We start from the raw sequence: 18397 nt of genomic DNA on the forward strand, positions 1-18397 counted from the left end.
CAAGAATTGCTGAATCGGCCGGCCCTCGCCGAGTGGGGCCGAGTGGCCCGGGCGACCTCACCGTACGGGATCGGTCAGGGGCCGGCCCGGGTGTAGACGGCGAGTTGGTTCGGGCTGTCCGGCCCGGCGAGGAACTCGGTCGGCCGATCGCCCCGGGAGTTCGTGCAGAGGGTGAGCGTGTCGCCCTCCAGCGTGAAGATGCCCGGGATCGTCTGGAGATCCTCGACCCGGGTCAGGTCGATCGCGCCGGGATCGGTCGAGGCGTCGAACCGGGAAATGATGCTCAGCATCGGCTCGGCATCGCCGAAGGATTGGGTCACGAGATACCCCGCGATCGCCAGGCGACGGCCGGGGTCTTGCTCCCCGGAGTATCGCTTGCCGGCGTAGTCCAGGGACTGGAAGACCCACTCCCCTTCGAGTGCCCCCAGGCCGGCCTTCGGTTCATCCACGACCGTCAAGGCAGTGAAGAGCAGTAGAGACAGCATGGCGACCTCCGATTCATGACGTGAGACCTCGGACGATCAAGATCGGCGTCGATCGGCTCGTCGATGTCCCCGATCAATCAACGGTCCGACTCAACGGGTCCCACCCCGCCCGTCCTGTCCAACCAGTTCCAGCAACCGATTCCCCTGCGGATACGGATGCCCCTTGTAGAGCCGGAACCCCTCCGCGTAGGGCACGCCGATCTCGGCCCCCCGGTGCCTCGACCAGTGCTCCTGGCTGACCAGGTATTCGTCGATGCCATGCTGCCGGAGCAGCCAGTTGCGCTGGCTGGCGTGGCATTCGAGCATCCGGCGCTTGAGGTCGAAGACTTCCGTCACGTCGACGAGGAAGTCCGGGGGGACCGGGTTCCCCTCGCGATCCTTCCCCTCCAGGGGGTCGACGAGGTAGAGGAGCGGGATCCGCTCCAGGGCCGGGGCGGGTTCCCACTGCTTCGTGGCGTAGTTGGGGATCGGGGCGATGAAGCAGGAGTCCCGGACGAGCAGGTGGGTGGCCTCGTGGTCGGCCAGGTAGTCGGCCGGGGGGGCGGTCAGGATCAGGTCGGGGCGGGTGCGGCGGAGGAACTCGACGACCCGGCGTCGGGACGCGTCGTCGCTGAAGAGGGAGAGGTCCCGGAACTCCAGGCAGTGATACTCGGCGCCCAGGAGGTCGGCCGCCGCCCTGGCCTCCGCCCGTCGGATGTCGGCGATCGTCTCGGCGTCGTGCTCGACCGAGCCGCAGTCGCCGGGGGCCATGGTGGCGATCGTGAGGTGGCACCCGGCCCGGCCCAGCAGGGCGAGCGTGCCGGCACACTGGAACTCGACGTCGTCCGGGTGGGCGTGGATCGCCAGGACGCGGACCGGGGCATCGGCCATTTCGGGGGTCGCTCCGTGCTCACTCGGGGTCGGGTCAACGCCCCCGATCCTGCCGGAACCCCCCGGGAGTTGCCAGCCGCCCCCATCGAAAAAATCCGGAAAATGTTCTCGCGTGCGCTAGACGACCGTTGTACACTTGCCATTCAAAGGGTCAGTTGGTGATCGTCCGTGTCGTGGTGGCACGCCCCCGGGCCGCATCATCACCACCCTCGGACGCCAAGGACGGTCCGGCGACCCCGAGCAGGACGCGGAACCGTCTCGACCCGATCCGAACCGGAGGCAGACCGATGGCCGACCTCGACGCCTTGACCCCCCGCCAGCGCGAGATCTACGACTTCATCCGCAGCAAGATCCACGGCCGGGGGTACGGGCCCACCGTCCGGGAGATCGGCGAGGCGTTCGAGATCAAGAGCCCCAACGGGGTGATGTGCCACCTCAAGGCCCTGCAGAAGAAGGGCCTGATCTCCCGGGAGCCGAACATGTCCCGGGCCATCCAGCTGTTGACCGAACCCGCCACCGCCCCGGCCAAGGGCGGCGGCGGCGTCCCGCTGCTCGGCCGGATCGCCGCCGGGGCGCCGATCGAGGCGATCGAGCAGGCCGACGAGGTCGTCGACTTCGAGGACTGGGAGGGCCGGGACGACAAGTTCGCGCTGCGAGTCACCGGCGAGTCGATGATCGAGGAGCACATCGCCGACGGCGACTACGTGATCATCAAGCGGGCCGAGACGGCGCGGGATGGCCAGATCGTCGCCGTCCGGGACGACGACGGCGAGGCGACCCTCAAGCGGTTCTTCCGCGAGAAGAATCGGGTCCGCCTGGAACCGGCAAACAGCACCATGAAGCCGATCTTCCGCCCCAAGGTCGACATCCTCGGCGTGCTCGTCGGCGTCGTCCGACGTTACTGAGCACCCGGCCCTCGCTGCCGCCGCCCCGGGGGTGGACGACTGCCGTAACCGGCCTGTCCGCCCCGGTGTGTCGCGGTTATGCTCGGGTGGTCCCGACCGTGATCGACTCGCCCCCGGGCGGGCCGATCCGGCCGGGCTCATCAGTCCACGCTTGCTCGCTGCCCTCGGATCGAGGAGACGGATGCCTCCCTTCGAACTGTCCTCCGATGATGTGGTGATCGCCAACGAAGGCATGAACCCGCCCGACCCGGCCGCGCCGGACGACCTCGTCCAGCTCTTCACCGACGGGGCCTGTAGCGGCAATCCCGGCCCCGGCGGCTGGGGCTTCATGCTCCGCCACCCCGCCTCCGGCACCGTCCGGTGCGATTCGGGGGCCGAGCCCCAGACGACCAACAATCGGATGGAGCTGATGGGGGCGATCAAGGGCCTGGAGGCCCTGAACCGTCGCGTCACCGTCGCGCTGGTCACCGACAGCCAGTACCTCGCCAAGGGCATCAAGGAATGGATGCCCAACTGGAAGCGCAACGGCTGGATGCGGAAGGAGCGGGGCCAGCTGAAGCCCGTCTCCAACGAGGACCTCTGGCGACGGATCGACGAGCTGGTGGCGGCCCAGGACGTCCGGGTCGAGCACGTCCTCGGCCATCGGGGGCATCCCGAGAACGAGGCGGTCGACCGGCTGGCCGTCGCCGCGATCAAGTCCCTGACGGCCGCCGGCCGGCTCGACTGACCGAAGTCGGGGACGGCCGTTCAGGAGGCCCCGGACGGCCCGATCGCGAACGCCCCGTAGCCGACGACCCGGTCGGGGGGACCGCCGGACTCCCCGGAATTGCGGAGGGCCAGGGTCTTCACCCCCAGACCCCGCCCCCGCGCGGCGATCAGGAGCCCGGCGATCGCCCTCCTCCCGCAGGCCGAGCCCTCTGCGAGCCGATCCGGTTCGAGGGCCTCGATCGCGTCGGCCGTCTGCCGGTCGATCCGACTCGCCTCGTCCGCCTGGTGGAAATGGCTGAGGTCCGAGGAGACGACGATCACCGTCTCCTCGCCCCCCCAGAGCCGATCGATCACCTCGGCCACCTCGCCCGGGGTGCATCGCCCCACCAGGAACGGGGCGATTTCAAACCGATCGAGCACGACCTGGAGCATCGGCAATTCGACCTCCAACGCGTGGTCGACCCGATGCGCCCGGTCGTCGACCGACACCTGGGGCAGATCCGCCACCGCCTCGATCGCCCCGCGGTCCACCGGCACGACGCCGATCGGCGTCTCGAACCCTTCGGCCCGGGTGGTTGCTAGCCCGAGGACCCGGGAATGGGCCGTCCCCAGCAGCACGACCCTCCGGATCCGGCCTCGACCCGCCCTCAGAGTCGCCATCGCCAAGGCGGCCACCGCCCCGGAGAAGGCGTATCCCGCGTGCGGGGCGATGAGGGCCTTCGGCGTCTCGGCTCCGGCGGGGCCGGCCCCATCGATCAGGGCCTTGACCACCGTGCGAAGCCGTTCCGGGTCACTCGGGAAGAAGCGGCCGGCCGCCGCGGGGGGGCGGATGAGCATGGGGGCGGTCCTCTCGGGTGGGGATTAGGGGCGATCCGCTCGGGGCTGCCGATCGTATGATTCCAAGGTGCGTCCCGGTCGAAGGTCCGGGGGCGACCGCCCACCTCGACGGATCCCGCCCCGGGAGCTTCGGATCATGAGTACGGAATTGAACGCGTCGATCGTCCCGACGAAGTACTGGCATGCCCTCGACGACGGCCGGATCCAGTGCGACCTCTGCCCCCGGTTCTGCAAGCTCCGGGAGGGCCAGCGCGGCTTCTGCTTCGTCCGGGCCCGGCAGGACGACCAGGTCGTCCTCACCACCTACGGCCGCTCCAGCGGCTTCTGCGTCGACCCCATCGAGAAGAAGCCGCTCTATCACTTCCTGCCCGGCACCCCCATCCTGTCGTTCGGCACGGCCGGCTGCAACCTCGGGTGCAAATTCTGCCAGAACTGGGACATCAGCAAGTCTCGCGAGCTTGATACGCTGGCCGACCTCGCCTCCCCCGGTCGCATCGCCGGCGCCGCCGACCGCCTCGGCTGCCGGGGCGTCGCGTTCACGTATAACGACCCGGTCATCTTCCACGAATATGCGATCGACGTGGCCCTCGCCTGCCGAGAGCGGGGGATCCGGGCCGTGGCCGTCACCGCCGGGGAGGTCTGCGCCGGGCCCCGGGCCGAGTTCTACCGCCACATGGACGCGGCCAACGTCGACCTGAAGGGCTTCACCGAGCGGTTCTACCGCGAGGTCGCCGCCGGGCACCTGCAACCGGTGCTGGAGACGCTCGAATACCTCAAGCACGAGACCGACGTCTGGTTCGAGCTGACCACCCTGCTCATCCCCGGCCAGAACGACTCCGACGCCGAGCTCGACGCCATGACCGGTTGGGTCGTCGACCGGCTCGGCCCCGACGTGCCGATGCACTTCACCGCCTTCCATCCCGACTACCGAATGCAGGAGACCCCCGTCACCCCCCCGGCGACCCTCCGACGGGCCCGGGGGATCGCGCTCCGCAACGGGGTCCGCTACGCCTACGTCGGCAACGTCCACGACCCGGAGGCCGACAGCACCATTTGCCACTCCTGCGGCACGCTCCTCGTCGGCCGAGACTGGTACGAGCTGACCACATGGGGCCTCTCCCCGGACGGCCGATGCCCCTCGTGCGGCACCCCGTGCGCCGGGGTCTTCGAGCCGGAGCCGGGCCGTTGGGGGCGGAAACGGTTGCCCGTCTCGCTGAAGGGGACCGATTGAGCAAGCGTCGCCCCGACCGGCTCGACGCTTGACACGGCTTCAAATCGTCCGGGAAGATCGGGGTCTCTCGCCCGATCCCCCGGAGGTCCATCCCATCGTGCCCGATCCGCCTCGCCGCCTCACGGCGCTCGCCTCGGCGTTGCTCCTGCTCCACTCGGCCGCTACGCCGGGGGTCGCCCAGGAGCCCTTCCGCCTCCGGGTCCTCAGCTACAACATCAACTCCGGGGCGGGAGACGATTCCCGGGTCGACTACGACCGGATCACGGCGGCGATCCGGGCCGCCGAGCCGGACGTGATCGCCCTCCAGGAGGTCGATCGGGGGATGGTCCGCACCGGCAACGTCGACCAGGCGAGGCTGCTGGCCGGGCGTCTGGAGCTGGAGCACGCCTTCGGCGGGAACTTCGAGTTCCTCGGCGGCGAGTTCGGCAACGCGGTCCTCTCCCGGTTCCCGATCGCCGAGGTCTCGAATCATCCCCTCCCTTCTCCCGACGGGGGGGAACCTCGGGGGGCGCTGGAGGCGATCCTCGATCCCGAGGACGGCCCGACCTTCCGCCTCATCAGCACCCAGCTCGATCACCGCCGCGACGAGCGCAACCGCGTCGCCGCCGCCGAGTGGCTCGCCTCGCTGGCCGACTCCCCCGGGGCGTCCCCCGCCGTGCTCGCCGGGGACCTGAACGCCCCGCCGGGCTCGGCCCCGGTGGACCGGCTCCTCGAGCGCTGGACCCCGCTCGAGCGCGGGCCGCTGCGGACCGTCCCGGCCCGGGGACCCAGGACGCAGTTCGACCACATCCTCGTGGCCCCGGCCGGACGCTGGCGGGTGGTCGAGACCCGGGTGCTGGAGCAGCCGGACGCGTCCGACCACCTCCCCGTGCTCGCGGTGCTCGAACTCGTCCCCGCCTCGCCCTGACACTCCGACCGCCGAACATCCGATCGCCTCGTCCCAGGGGCGGGAGAGCGCTGGCCATGAGATCGCCCGCCGCACCGATCCGATCCGCCTTGCCGGTGATGTTCGCGCTGGTCACGGCCCTCCCGGGGGTGGGTGTCGCGGGAGAGGATCAGCCGATCGACTTCGCCCGGGACGTGGCCCCGATTTTGGAGTCGCATTGCCTCTCCTGCCACACGACGGAGAATCGCAAGGGGGGCGTCGCGCTCTCGACGGGCGAGGATCTGATCGGCCTCGAATACGTCCTCGTCGGCGACCCCGACGCCAGCGACCTGATCGCCCTGGTCACCCCCGAGGCCGAAGGGGGACGCCCCCGGATGCCGCTCAAGGGCGACCCGCTCTCGGCCGAGCAGGTCGACACCCTCCGACGCTGGATCGCCTCCGGGGCCGACTGGCCGGAGGGTCTGACCCTCTCGGCCGGGGAGACGGAGATCTGGTGGTCCCTCCGCCCGCTGACGGAGGCCTCCCCTCCCGAGCCGGGGGGCATCCTCGACGCCTGGAAATCGAACCCGATCGACCGATTCGTCTTCGAGAAAATGGCCGGGGCGGGCCTCTCGCCGTCCCCCCCGGCCGACTGCCGGACGCTGATCCGTCGGGCCTCCTTCGACCTGGTCGGCCTGCCGCCGACACCCGAGGAGGTCGACGCCTTCGTCGACGACGATCGGCCCGACGCCTATGAACACCTGATCGATCGCCTGCTCGCCTCCCCCCACTATGGCGAGCGCTGGGGGAGGCACTGGCTCGACGTGGTCCGGTTCGGCGAGAGCAACGGCTTCGAGCGGAATGTCCTGATCAACAACGCCTGGCCCTTCCGGGACGCCATGATCCGGGCCTTCAACGAGGACAGGCCGTTCGACCGCCTCGTCCTCGAACACCTGGCCGGCGACGTGATCGGCGCGGGGGATCCGGCGGTCGAGGTCGGCACCGCGTTCCTCGTCTGCGGCCCGTATGACGACGTCGGCAACCTGGACCCGGTGCAGGCCGCCCAGATCCGGGCGAACACGGTCGACGACATGGTCCGGGCCACCGGGGAGGCGTTCCTGGGGCTCACCGTCGGCTGTGCCCGATGCCACGACCACAAGTTCGACCCGATCCTCCAGCGCGACTATTACGCCCTCGCCGACGCCCTCTCCGGCGTCCATCACGACTCCCGGGTCGTCGCCACGGGGGAGCAACGCAGGCAAGACGCCGAGCGACGGGCCCCGCTGATCGCCGACCGGGACCGCCTCAACGCCGAGATCGCCTCGCTCCGAGAGGCCATCCGTTCCCGGGCGGAGGCCGACGCCGCCGGGATCGAGGCCGAGTGGACGCGCCCCTCCGTCGATCGCACCGGCACCGAGGAATCCTTCGATCCGATCGAGGCCCGCTTCGTCCGCCTCGTCGTCGAGGGGCTCGACACCGACCCGGACCGATCGGCCGGCGCCCGGCTCGAGGAGTTCCAGGTCTGGACCCCCGGGGACGCACCCCGCAACGTCGCCCTCGCCTCCAACGGCGGTTCGGCCGAGGGCCCCAGCCGGGTCGCCGAGGACTTCGCCGATGCCTACAGCGCCGATCTGACCATCGACGGCCGCTTCGGCTCCCGATGGATCTCGGGAGGAGACCGCCTGACCATCACCCTCGCCCGCCCCGAGACGATCGCCCGGGTCTGGTTCAGCAGCGACCGATCCGGGGCCGCCGGGGACCTGGGGGAGGCCACCTTCGTCGGCGAGTATCGGATCGAGGCCTCGACCGACGGCGAGTCCTGGGTCGTGGTCGCCTCCTCCCACGACCGACGCCCGGCCAACGAGGCCCACCGCCAGAGGCGCCTGTTCGACCGGGAGGCCTCGCCCGAAGACCTCGCCCGGCTCGATCGCCTCCGGGACGAACTGGATCAGGTCAACGCGTCCCTGGCCGCCATCCCGCCGTTGCCCGAGTGGTGGGTCGGCAGCTTCCGAGAGCCGGAGGGCCCGTCCCGCGTCTTCCTCGGCGGCGACCCCCAGCGCCCGGGGGACCCCGTCACCACCTCCAGCCTCTCGGCCCTCGGCCACCTCGATTCCGCCTTCTCCCTCCCGGCCGACACCCCCGAGGCGGGGCGCCGGCTCGCCCTCGCCCGCTGGATCGTGGCCGAGGACAACCCGCTGACGCCCCGGGTTCTGGCCAACCGCCTCTGGCTCGGCCACTTCGGAGCCGGCATCGTCGCCACGCCCAGCGACTTCGGCGCGATGGGGGGCGAGCCCTCCCACCCCGAGCTGCTCGACTGGCTCGCCGGGCAGGTCCGCCGGAATGGCTGGCGGCTGAAGCCGATGCACCGGCTCATCATGACTTCGCAGGCCTATCGGCAATCCTCCGCCTTCCGGGCCGAGGCCGCTTCCGTCGACGGCGATTCCCGGCTGCTCTGGCGGTTCCCCCCGCGCCGCCTCTCCGGCGAGGAGGTCCGGGACGCGATCCTGAGCATCGCCGGGGCGCTCGACCCCGAGATGGGGGGGCCCGGGTTCCGGCTCTACCGCTACCTGGAGGACAACGTCGCCACGTACGTCCCGCTCGACGCCCCCGGCCCCGAGACGTACCGCCGGGCCGTCTACCACCAGAACGCCCGGGCCATGCGGGTCGACCTGCTCACCGACTTCGACTGCCCCGACCCCGCCGCCGCCGCCCCCCGGCGATCCAGCACGACCACCCCGCTCCAGGCCCTCACCCTGCTCAACCACGAGTTCACCCTGGACATGGCCCGGGCCCTCGCCTCCCGCCTCTCCCGGGACTCGGGAGACGACCCCGAGGCCCAGGTCCGCCTCGCCTTCGAGCTGGCCTTCGCCCGGGGGCCGGACGACGCCGAACGCGCCGCCGCCGTCGCCCTGATCGACCGCCACGGACTCGACGCCTTCTGCCGGGCGATCCTGAACGCGAACGAGCTGATCTCCCTGGACTAAGCGCCAGAGCCCTCCCCATGAACTCGGACGCAACCCCCGACCCGATCTCCCGACGCGACTTCCTCCGAGGGGCGGCCGCCTCGGCCGCCCTCGGGGCCGCCGCCCCGCCGCGACCGGCCCGGGCGATCACGCCCCTCCCGGGAGAGATCCCGGTCATCGACTGCCACGCCCACCTGCACCATCACAGCCGGGACGGCTGGCAGGCCGACGACCTCGCCCTGATCGAGGTGGCCGACCGCCTGGGCATCGACCGGCTCTGCTGCTCGATGCTCACCCCCCGACGCCCGGCCTCGGCCGAGGGATTCCGGGAGTGCAACCGCTGGGTCGCCGAGGCGATGGCCCGCCACGACGGCCGAGTCCTGGGCTATTGCTACGTCAACCCCGGCCACCCGCAGGAGGCGATCGACGAGATCCGCCGATGTGTCGAGGACCACGGGTTCATCGGCGTGAAGCTCTACAACGAGCACCGCTGCACCGACCCGGTCGTCTTCCCGGTCGTCGAGGCCGCGATCGACCTCCGCGTGCCGATCCTCCACCACGCCGGGCACGGCCACCATCCCTACCCCGGCCAGCCGAATATCTCCGACGGCGGCGACCTGGCCGAGTTGTCCCGGCGCTACCCAGAGGCCATGCTCATCTGCGCCCACGTCTGCGGCGGGGGGGACTGGGAGTGGACGATCAAGGCCCTCCGCCACGCCCCTGGCGTCCGGCTCGACCTCAGCGGCAGCGTCACCGATGATGGCGTCGTCGAGTATGCCGCCGACCTCCTCGGGGTCGACCGCCTGCTGTTCGGCTGCGACATGTCCATGACCGCCGGCGTCGGCCGCATCCGGGGGGCCGACCTCGACGACGAGGCGAAGGCGAAGATCCTCGGCGGGAACATGCTCGAGCTGCTCGGGAGGCGCCCCTCGTGATCGTCGACGTCAACGCCCACCTCGGGCCCTTCGCCTTCCGGAGGCTCCGGCATCAGTCCGCCGAATCCCTCCTCGGCCTGATGGATTCCAGGGGGATCGACGTCGCCTTCGTCTCCAGCGCCGCCGCCATCACGCATCGGAACACCCAGCCGGCCAACGAGGACCTGGCCGACGAGGCAAGGCCCCACCCCGACCGGCTGGTCCCGTTCGCCGTCATCAACCCGTCCTACGCCGGCTGGGAAGACGACCTGTCGGCCTGCGTCGACCTCGGGTTCCGGGGCCTGCGGCTCTACCCGAACTGGCATGCCTATGAATTGACCTCGGGCCCCTGCCTCGACCTCGTCGACCGGGCGACCGAGCGGAGGATGATCCTCTCCCTCCCGATCCGGGTCGAGGATCCTCGCCAGCAGAGCTGGCTCGTCGACGTGCCCGACGTGCCGCTCGACCGGGTCGCCGCCCTCGTCGCCGCCCGGCCGGGGGCCCGGTTCCACCTCGTCAACGGCCGGGGCTACGTCGGCTCCCCCCTGGGACGCAAGGACGGCGGCCTGCCCGACAACTACCGGATCGACCTCGCCCGCCTCGACGTCCTCCTCCGGGACGAGGTCGAGACGCTCCTCGACTCCCTCGGCCCCGACCGGCTCCTGTTCGGCACCGGCATCCCGTTCCAGTATCCCGACCCGACCCTCGCCAAGATCGACGTCCTCGACCCGCCCCCCGAGGTCCGGGAGCGGATCCTCTCCCGGAACGCGATGGAATGGCTCGACGGGCCCTGAACCCCCTCCGGGCCCGGCCCGACTGAGTCCCGGTGGTCTCCCGGCGCTCCTCGATTCACGGCCGCGTCCCGACGCGTTACGATGGGAATCGGCCCCTCCCCCCGGAATATCTGGATCGATGACCGGCGACGGGGCGGGCCCGCCCCCCTCAAGGCCGACGACAGCGAGCGCCCCATGCCTGATCACCCCGACGATCGCCGGGCCCACGCCCTGATCGGCCGAGTCGTGGACCGCCGAGGGTTCCTCGGCCAGTCGTTCCGCGGCCTCGCCGGCATCGGCCTCGCGGGCCTGCTGGCCGACGACCTGCTCGCATCGACACCGAGGGGGCCAGACGAGGCCGGGTCCGCCGCCTGGATCCCGGGCCGGGGCATGACCCACGTCCCGGCCCGGGCGAAGCGGGTGCTCCAGGTCTTCTGCCCCGGGGCCGCCTCGCACCTCGACCTCTGGGAGCACAAGCCGGAGCTGGACCGCCGACACGGCGAGCCGCTGCCCGGAGAGGAGGACTTCCTCTCCTTCCAGGGCAAGAACGGCAACCTGATGCGCAGCCCCTGGCCGTTCGCCCGGCGGGGGGAGAGCGGCAAGGCGATTTCAAGCCTCCTGCCCCACATGGCCCGGCACGTGGACGACATCGCCTTCGTCCACTCCATGACCTCGAAGACGAACACCCACGGGCCCGGGTGCGTGTTCATGAACACCGGGCACGACACCGAGGGGTTCCCCGCCACCGGCTCCTGGCTCAGCTACGCCCTCGGCCGGGAGAACGAGGACCTGCCCGCCTACGTCTCCCTGCCCGACATCCGGGGGGAGCCGCCCAACGGCAAGGCCAACTGGTCCAACGGCTTCCTCCCGGCCCGGCACCAGGCGATCGTCCTGGCCGACCACCAGCCGATCCGCAACCTCGAACGGCCCGAGGGCATCTCCGCCGCCGAGGAAGACGCCACGCTCGACTACCTCGGGCTGCTCAACGCCCGGCACGCCGAGGCCCGCCCCGGCGACGAGGAGTTGCAGGCGAGGATCGCCGCCTACGAGCTGGCCGGGAGGATGCAGGTCTCCGCGCCGGAGGTCTCCGACCTCGCCTCCGAACCCTCGTCGATCCACCGCCTCTACGGCACGGACGACCCCAACCCGCTGAAGGCCGCCTACGCCCGCAACTGCCTGCTCGCCCGGCGACTGCTGGAGCGGGGCGTCCGCTGCGTGAACCTCTACTGCGCCAGCCGGGCCTCGGGGGTCGACGGCCTGCTCAACTGGGACGCCCACCGGACCCTCAAGCCCGACTACGAGCGGCACGCCCCCATCTTCGACCAGCCCACCGCCGCCCTGCTCTCCGACCTGAAGGCCCGAGGGCTGATGGACGAGACGCTCGTCCTATGGACCACCGAGTTCGGCCGGATGCCCACCCACCAGCAAGGTACCACCGGCCGCGACCACAACCCCGACGGCTTCACCTGCTGGATGATGGGGGCCGGCGTGAAGGGCGGCACCAGCTTCGGCGCCACCGACCCCTTCGGCCGGAGGGCGGAGGTCGACCCCGTCACCGTCTGGGACTTCTACGCCACCGTCCTCCAGCTGCTCGGCTTCGACCACACGAGGCTGACCTACTACCACAACGGCCTCGACCGCCGCCTGACCGACGTCCACGGCAACGTCCTCAAGGCGATCCTCGCCTGACCCGATCCCCGACCGATCGCCCGGGACCGAGGGGCACAGCCGGTGGCGAGGCCCGGCATCCCGAGTCCGATCCGTCTCGTCCGGAGGAATCCGCCCAAGGAACGGCCCTGCTCGCCCGTTGACGTCGTGGAACGTCCCCGTCCCCGACCCAGGAGGCGACGATCATGTCCAGCCCATCGCTCCAAGTCACCCGCCAGACCCTCTATGCGGCGGTCTCCGCGACTGCCCTGGCGTGGGGGATCGGCGCGGCCGGCCAGGAGGCCCGGCGTCTCGTGGTGCCGTCGGCCGGGCCGGTCCCGACCGCCTCGCCGCCTCGGCGGGCTCCGGACGGGGTGACGGCCGGGCTGATGCCGATGCCGACGGCGTCCTCCATCCCGTCCCGGGTGCCGGCCCTTCTCCTGCCTCAACTCCAATTACCCCTCCCCGACTCCCGGGGACGCCGGGTCATCCGCGACCCGCTCGACAACATGCCGATCCTGGTGCCGCACGACTACGACCCGATGCCGATGTCCCCCGGCCGGGGAGCGGTCGAGATCCCCAGGATGCCGCTCCCCGGGGGACCTCCGGGGCCCTGACGGCGTGACGTCGGGGCCGACCGCTTCACCGGGCCGCGTCGGGCCCGCTATAATCGCAAGCATCCCGACCGGGTCGAGAGGAGGAGCGGATCCCATGCGAGACCGATTGACGAGGCCGAGCCCCCTGGCGGCGGTCGCCCTGCTGGTCGCGGCGGCACTCGGCGCCGCCCAGGCCGGCGGCGAGTCGAAGCCCGACGACCCCTTCGCCACCGCCCGGGACCGGATGGTCCGGCGCCACCTGGCCGAGCGGGGGATCGAGGACCCGGCCGTGCTGGAGGCCTTCCGCACCGTCCCCCGGCACAAGTTCGTCCCCGAGTCGTACCAGAGGCTCTCCTACGAGGACGAGTCGATCCCGATCGGCGAGGGGCAGACGATCACCACGCCGTACGAGGTCGCCTTCATGACGGAGGTCCTCGAGCCGAAGCCGACGGACAGGGTCTACGAGGTGGGCACCGGCTCGGGCTTCCAGGCGGCGATCCTCGGGCAGATCGTCGACGAGGTCTACTCGATCGAGATCCACGAGCCGCTGGCGAAGCGGGCCGCCGAGGTCATCAAGGAACTCGGCTACGAGAACATCCACTCCCGACCCGGCGACGGCTACCTCGGCTGGCCCGAGGCGGCCCCCTTCGACAAGATCATCGTCACCTGCGCCCCGGAGGCGATCCCGCCGCCGCTGGTCGAGCAGCTCAAGGAGGGGGGCCGGCTGGTCATCCCCATCGGCTCCCGGTTCGACCAGAAGGTCTACGTCTTCGACAAGAAGGGCGGCAAACTCGAAGGCGGTGCCGTCCGCCCCACCCTGTTCGTGCCGATGACCGGCAAGGCCCAGCGCGAGGCCGCCGAGCGCCGGGCCAGGGGGGAAGACGAGCCGGAGCCCCGGGACCCGTGAGCCGACCGACCCCCCTGCATCGTCTCGCCACTCCGGCGGTCCTCGCCCTCGCGGTCTGCTGGCTCGCGATCACCGTCCCCGGCCCCCGGGCCCGGGGCCAGGATCCGGCCGACGTGCCGCTGGTCGTCCGCCCCGGCCCCCCCCCGCTCGACGACTTCGAGCGGGACGAGGACGGCGACGGAGTCCCGGACGGCGGCTGGTACAACTTCCGGGACGGCACGCTCGTCCCCGAGGGCGGCGTCGTCGGCCCGACGCTCCTGCGGTTCGAGGCCAATCGGCCGTCGCGACCGGCCCGGATCAGCCGGGGGTTCGGCGTCGACGGGAGGGACGTCGAGGCCCTGGTCGTCGGCCTCTGGGTCCGTCGCAAGGGCGAGCCCCTCCGGCCCGGCGAGCGGATGGGGGAGGACCCCGGCGTGCTGTTCGACCTGCTCGACGCCGACCTCCGCTCGACTTCCCGAGGTTCGATGGGCCCCTTCGCCGACCTGCCCGAGGGGCGATGGGGGCGCTGGGTGACTCGGATCGCGGTCCCCCCGGCCACCCGGGACGTGCTCATGACCATCGGCCTGCTCGGCGGGACCGGCACGCTGGAGGTCGACGGCCTGTCGATCGAGCCGGTCCCCAAGGGGGAGCCCCCGACGACCAACCTCGTTGTCAACCCCGGCTTCGAGCTCGGCGGGCTGGTCCCCGACCACTGGCTGATCGAGGGGGACGCCGCCCGGGTCCATCCGGGTTCCAAGTCCCCCTCGATGCTCCTGCTCGGCGACTCGGGGGACATGGCCCTCGCCCCGCTCGGCCAGCCGGTCCGGGGGATGGACCGGCTGGCGATCTCGATCGCCGCGAAGGGGGACGGCCTGCGGGGCGGCGGCGGCGCCCAGGCGGTCGTCTACTTCCTCGACGACGACGGCGAGCCGCTCCCCGGCCGGGCCTCCGCCGCCCGGGCCGCCCGATGGGCCGGCACCTTCGGCTGGCGGGTCGACCGGTCGACGGTCCCGGTGCCCGCCGGCGCCTCCCGGGCCGTGCTCCAGCTGGAGAAGGTCGACCGGCTCGGCTCGATCCGGGTCGACGACGTCTCGGTCGTCGGCCTGGGGGGCACCGGCGGCGCCCGGTCGTGGACGCCGTTCCTGGTCGCGGGGGACGGCGCGTCCTGGCCCTCGTACGAACCGGCCGAGGCGATCGAGCCCGGCTCGGCGCTCGACTTTTCCGCCCTGCTCGACGCCCCCGCCGGTTCCCACGGCTTCGTGACCGTCGCCGACGGCCGGCTCGCCTTCGAGGACGGCACCCCCGCCCGATTCCTGGGGGTCTCCGTCCTCCCCCCGGTGATCTACGCCCCTCCCGACCGGGTCGAGGCGCTGGCCGACCGCCTGGCCCGATCCGGCGTGAACCTCGTCTCCCTGGCCGACCTCGACACCCCGCTCGGCCCCGGCGGAAGCCTGATCGACGACACCTCGGACGACACCCGCACGCTCGACCCCCTCGCCCTGGCCGACCTCGACCGGTTCATCGCCGCGATGAAGGCCCGGGGTCTCTTCATCACGATCACCTTCCAGAGCCAGGCTCACTTCCGGGAGGAGGACCGGATCCCCGGCGGTCGGTCGCTCCCCCCCGGCGGCGGCCCGGCGGCGGCGTTCTCCCCGGAGATCCGGGACCGGGCCCTGGGGTTCGCCGAGGCGCTGCTCTGCCACGTGAACCCCGAGACCGGCCTGGCCCTGAAGGACGACCCGGCCCTGGCCTGGGTCACGCTCGCCGGGGAGCTGTCCCTGTTCGACCTTATCGACGACCCGGGTGCCCTGCCCCCGGAGCAGGTCGACGCCCTCCGGGAACGCTCCCGGGCCGATCGCAAGGGGACCGGCCGGGCGTTCTGGCAGGCGGCCGAGGCGTCGCAGTGGTCGAGCCTGGCGGCGGGGCTCCGGGACCTCGGCCTCCGGGTGCCGATCGCCGGGTCCTCCCACTTCCGCCGGGAGCCCGAATTCGCCGCCGCCCAGCGGGCCGAGGGCCTGGATCTGGTCGACGACCGCCTCTTCTGGGCCCTCCCCCGGTTCGCCGATCCCGATCGCCGGAGCCTGCTCCGCCGCCACACCGCGGAGCTGGCCGAGCAGGCCGAGGCGAAGCGGGCCCCCGACCTCCCCTACGTCGTCGGCCAGTACGCCAGCTACACCGACGGCGCCTGGGCCCTGCCCTGGGAGGGGCCCGACCTCCTCTTCGCCGCCGCCCTGGCCCGGTCCTCCGGCTGGGACGCCCTGGTCCGCCGGGGCGTCTCCCGATGGCCCGATCCCTGGGGGGCCGCCGCCTCCGGCACCGGGGGGGGCCAGGACGTCTTCGTCCTGCCCGGCTCGGTGAACGGCAATCCCCAGGTCTTCGCCCTGCTGCCCCACGCCTCGGCCCTGCTGCTGGGGGACGCCGGGGAGTCCTCCCCCGTCGGCTCCCCCGGCTCCTGGGACCGCCGCACCGGCCGGCTCCGGATCGAGTCCGGGCGCACCGTCGGGATCGCCGGCGTGCTCGACGGGGCGAGGGCGACCCGGGACGGCCTGACGGTCGAGTCCCGGTCGCCGATGGGGGCGGTCGTCGCGTCGGGGGCGGGCGGCGGGCCGATCGCCGGGGCCGACCGCGTCCTCGTGACCGCCGTCGCCCGGGTCGAGCCGACGGACCTCCAGTGGGTCGACCACTGGCGTCGGGAGGTCGCCGACCCCGGCCGCCCCCCGCTCCGGGTCGAGCCGATCCGGGCCTCGGTCACCTGGGACCGCGACGGCCCCGTCTCGGCCTTCGTGCTCGACGACGCCGGCCGACGCCTTGCCGAGGTCGGCGGGGTCCAGACCGAGGCGGGCACCCGCTTCACGCTCGAAGGCGACTCCGGCCGACTCCACTGGGAGCTCGTCGCCTCGCCCCCCTGATCGAGGCCGGGGCGGACCGACGATCGGCGGGCCGTCCGCCCGATCGCAATCCCGATCCCGACCGCGCCCGCACCGGGCCCGATCGCCGGGCGTGTCACTTCTCCGACGAAAGGCCCCCACCGTGTCCCGGATGATCGTCACCGGCGCCGCAGGCTTCATCGGCTCCCACCTGGTCGACCGCCTGCTGGCCGACGGCGTCGAGGTCGTCGGCGTCGACAATTTCGACCACTTCTATGACCCGACCCGCAAGCGGGCCAACCTGGCCGACGCCCTGCGGCACTCCGGATTCCGCCTCGTCGAGCTGGACTTGAGGGACGCCGAGGGGGTCTCCAGGCTCGTCGCCGAGTCGAGGCCCGACGCCATCGCCCACCTGGCCGCCCGGGCCGGGGTGCGGCCGAGCATCGAGCAGCCGGGGCTCTACGCCGAGGTGAACGTCTCGGCCACCACCTACCTGATGGAGGCGGCCCGGACGCTCGACCCGATGCCCCGGTTCGTCTATGCCTCCAGCTCCAGCGTCTACGGCGACCGGCCCGACGCCCCCTTCCGCGAGGACGACCGGGTCGACACGCCGATCAGCCCCTACGCCGCCACCAAGATGGCCTGCGAGCTGATCGCCCACGCCTTCCACCACATCCACGGCCTGCCCGTCACCGGCCTCCGGTTCTTCACCGCCTACGGGCCCCGGAACCGCCCGGACCTGGCCATCCACAAGTTCGCCGACCTGATCGAGCGAGGCCGGCCGATCCCCATGTTCGGCGACGGCACCACACGACGCGACTACACTTACGTCGGCGACATCGTCGACGGCGTCTCCCGGGCCCTCGACCGCTGCTCGTCCTACCACCTCTACAACCTCGGCCACTCCGAGCCGATCGCCCTGCGGGAGATGATCGCCGCCCTCGGCCGGGCCCTGGGCAAGGAGCCCGTCGTCGACCGCCAGCCCGAGCAGCCCGGCGACGTCCGCCAGACCTATGCCGACATCAGCCGGGCCCGATCCGAACTCGGCTACGACCCCGCCACCCCCTTCGACGAGGGGCTGGCCCGGTTCGTCTCCTGGTTCCGCTCCCGCTGATCGGGGAGGGGGACGGACCTCACGCGGCGCCGCGTGGGGTCCGCTTCAGTCAGTCGACGAACCCCAGCGCCTCCAGCACCGCCTCCTCGTCCGCTAGGTCTTCCAGGAACGGCGACTCCCCCACCCAGACCCCCATGCCATGCCGGTGGCCGACCGCCAGGCAGCGGATGCCCGCCCCCCTCGCCGATGCGAGGCCCGCGGCCGAGTCCTCGATCGCCACCGCCTCCTCCGCGGCGAGCCCGAGCCGCTCCAGGGCCGTCCGGTAGGGCTCCGGGTCCGGCTTGGTGTTCGACACGTCCTCCTTCCCCACCATCGCCCCGAACGCATCGGCGATCCCCCCGGCCGAGAGCACCAGGGCCACGTCCCCCCGCCTTGCCGTCGAGACGACCGCCAGGCTCGCCCGGTCCTGCAGCCTCCGGATCAGCCCCACGACCCCCGGGTAGAGCCTCGGCTCGTCCCGGAGCATCGCCGCCGCGAGCTGCTGCTTGCGGCCGACCCACCCGTCGATCGCCCCCCCTTCGATCCCCTTCCCCTCCAGGATCTCGGCCAGGAACGGGCGGTCGTCCAGCTCGGCGGCCTTCGAGCACTGCTCAGGGGGCACGTCCAGCCCCATCAGGGCGAACGTCCGCTCCCAGGCGGCCACGTGGACGTTCTCCGTGTCGGCGATCACGCCGTCGAAGTCGAACAGAACGGCTCGGGGCTCGGGCATCGGGGCATTTCTCCGGCCTTCTTCGAT

The 18397-nt window shown here is 72.1% G+C and carries 16 protein-coding genes; 12 read left to right on the forward strand and 4 right to left on the reverse strand.

Features of this window, described 5'->3' with window-relative positions; translation table 11 throughout:
• Nucleotides 1-74 precede the first annotated feature (74 nt).
• Together ElP_RS28305 and ElP_RS28310 are read right to left on the reverse strand one after the other, a co-directional pair.
• A complete protein-coding gene (locus ElP_RS28305; protein WP_145275947.1) occupies nucleotides 75-485 on the reverse strand; it encodes a TIGR03067 domain-containing protein in 411 nt (136 codons plus the stop codon).
• A 90-nt stretch (nucleotides 486-575) separates the two neighbouring features.
• Nucleotides 576-1355: a PIG-L deacetylase family protein gene (locus ElP_RS28310; protein ID WP_145275949.1), complete on the reverse strand. Its 780-nt coding sequence runs from the start codon at nucleotides 1353-1355 to the stop codon at nucleotides 576-578.
• A 287-nt stretch (nucleotides 1356-1642) separates the two neighbouring features.
• Between ElP_RS28310 and lexA the strand changes: the two genes are divergently transcribed.
• Complete coding sequence (gene lexA, locus ElP_RS28315) at nucleotides 1643-2260, forward strand: transcriptional repressor LexA (protein WP_145275951.1); 618 nt, start codon at nucleotides 1643-1645, stop codon at nucleotides 2258-2260.
• A gap of 232 nt (nucleotides 2261-2492) precedes the next feature.
• Complete coding sequence (rnhA, locus tag ElP_RS28320) at nucleotides 2493-2987, forward strand: ribonuclease HI (RefSeq protein ID WP_145279050.1); 495 nt, start codon at nucleotides 2493-2495, stop codon at nucleotides 2985-2987.
• 20 nt (nucleotides 2988-3007) lie between these two features.
• On the opposite strand, the gene amrB is transcribed toward rnhA, so the two are convergent.
• Entirely contained in the window at nucleotides 3008-3805 is a 798-nt protein-coding gene (amrB, locus tag ElP_RS28325) for an AmmeMemoRadiSam system protein B (protein ID WP_145275953.1), read from the reverse strand.
• A gap of 136 nt (nucleotides 3806-3941) precedes the next feature.
• On the opposite strand from amrB, the gene amrS reads away from it, so the two are divergent.
• The 10 genes from amrS to ElP_RS28375 all read left to right on the forward strand — a co-directional run bounded on the left by amrS (nucleotide 3942) and on the right by ElP_RS28375 (nucleotide 17661).
• Nucleotides 3942-5036 (forward strand): AmmeMemoRadiSam system radical SAM enzyme, encoded by a 1095-nt coding sequence (gene amrS, locus ElP_RS28330; protein WP_145275955.1) that lies wholly within the window; start codon nucleotides 3942-3944, stop codon nucleotides 5034-5036.
• Between the two features lie 97 nt (nucleotides 5037-5133).
• Nucleotides 5134-5943, forward strand: a complete 810-nt coding sequence (locus ElP_RS28335; protein ID WP_197446448.1) for an endonuclease/exonuclease/phosphatase family protein — start codon at nucleotides 5134-5136, stop codon at nucleotides 5941-5943.
• A 56-nt stretch (nucleotides 5944-5999) separates the two neighbouring features.
• Nucleotides 6000-8885 carry a DUF1553 domain-containing protein gene (locus ElP_RS28340; protein WP_145275959.1) on the forward strand — a complete coding sequence of 962 codons (2886 nt, stop codon included), beginning with the start codon at nucleotides 6000-6002 and terminating at the stop codon, nucleotides 8883-8885.
• A 17-nt stretch (nucleotides 8886-8902) separates the two neighbouring features.
• Complete coding sequence (locus tag ElP_RS28345; RefSeq protein WP_145275961.1) at nucleotides 8903-9799, forward strand: amidohydrolase family protein; 897 nt, start codon at nucleotides 8903-8905, stop codon at nucleotides 9797-9799.
• Nucleotides 9796-10572 (forward strand): amidohydrolase family protein, encoded by a 777-nt coding sequence (locus tag ElP_RS28350; RefSeq protein ID WP_145275963.1) that lies wholly within the window; start codon nucleotides 9796-9798, stop codon nucleotides 10570-10572. Before ElP_RS28345 ends, ElP_RS28350 begins: the two co-directional genes overlap by 4 nt.
• A gap of 174 nt (nucleotides 10573-10746) precedes the next feature.
• Nucleotides 10747-12240: a DUF1501 domain-containing protein gene (locus ElP_RS28355; protein WP_145275965.1), complete on the forward strand. Its 1494-nt coding sequence runs from the start codon at nucleotides 10747-10749 to the stop codon at nucleotides 12238-12240.
• A 164-nt stretch (nucleotides 12241-12404) separates the two neighbouring features.
• Nucleotides 12405-12815 carry a hypothetical protein gene (locus ElP_RS28360; protein WP_145275967.1) on the forward strand — a complete coding sequence of 137 codons (411 nt, stop codon included), beginning with the start codon at nucleotides 12405-12407 and terminating at the stop codon, nucleotides 12813-12815.
• Nucleotides 12816-12909: 94 nt separating this feature from the next.
• Complete coding sequence (locus ElP_RS28365) at nucleotides 12910-13701, forward strand: protein-L-isoaspartate(D-aspartate) O-methyltransferase (protein ID WP_145275969.1); 792 nt, start codon at nucleotides 12910-12912, stop codon at nucleotides 13699-13701.
• Nucleotides 13698-16589 (forward strand): hypothetical protein, encoded by a 2892-nt coding sequence (locus ElP_RS28370; protein WP_145275971.1) that lies wholly within the window; start codon nucleotides 13698-13700, stop codon nucleotides 16587-16589. Before ElP_RS28365 ends, ElP_RS28370 begins: the two co-directional genes overlap by 4 nt.
• Nucleotides 16590-16719: 130 nt before the next feature.
• On the forward strand, nucleotides 16720-17661 hold the full coding sequence (locus ElP_RS28375) for a GDP-mannose 4,6-dehydratase (RefSeq protein ID WP_145279052.1): 942 nt from the start codon (nucleotides 16720-16722) through the stop codon (nucleotides 17659-17661).
• 49 nt (nucleotides 17662-17710) lie between these two features.
• Here the strand turns inward: ElP_RS28375 and ElP_RS28380 are convergent, their stop codons facing one another.
• The gene (locus ElP_RS28380) at nucleotides 17711-18370 is read right to left on the reverse strand and encodes an HAD family hydrolase (protein ID WP_145275973.1); all 660 of its coding nucleotides are present in this window, start codon (nucleotides 18368-18370) and stop codon (nucleotides 17711-17713) included.
• Nucleotides 18371-18397 lie beyond the last annotated feature (27 nt).

The organism is Tautonia plasticadhaerens (assembly GCF_007752535.1).
Lineage (GTDB): Bacteria > Planctomycetota > Planctomycetia > Isosphaerales > Isosphaeraceae > Tautonia > Tautonia plasticadhaerens.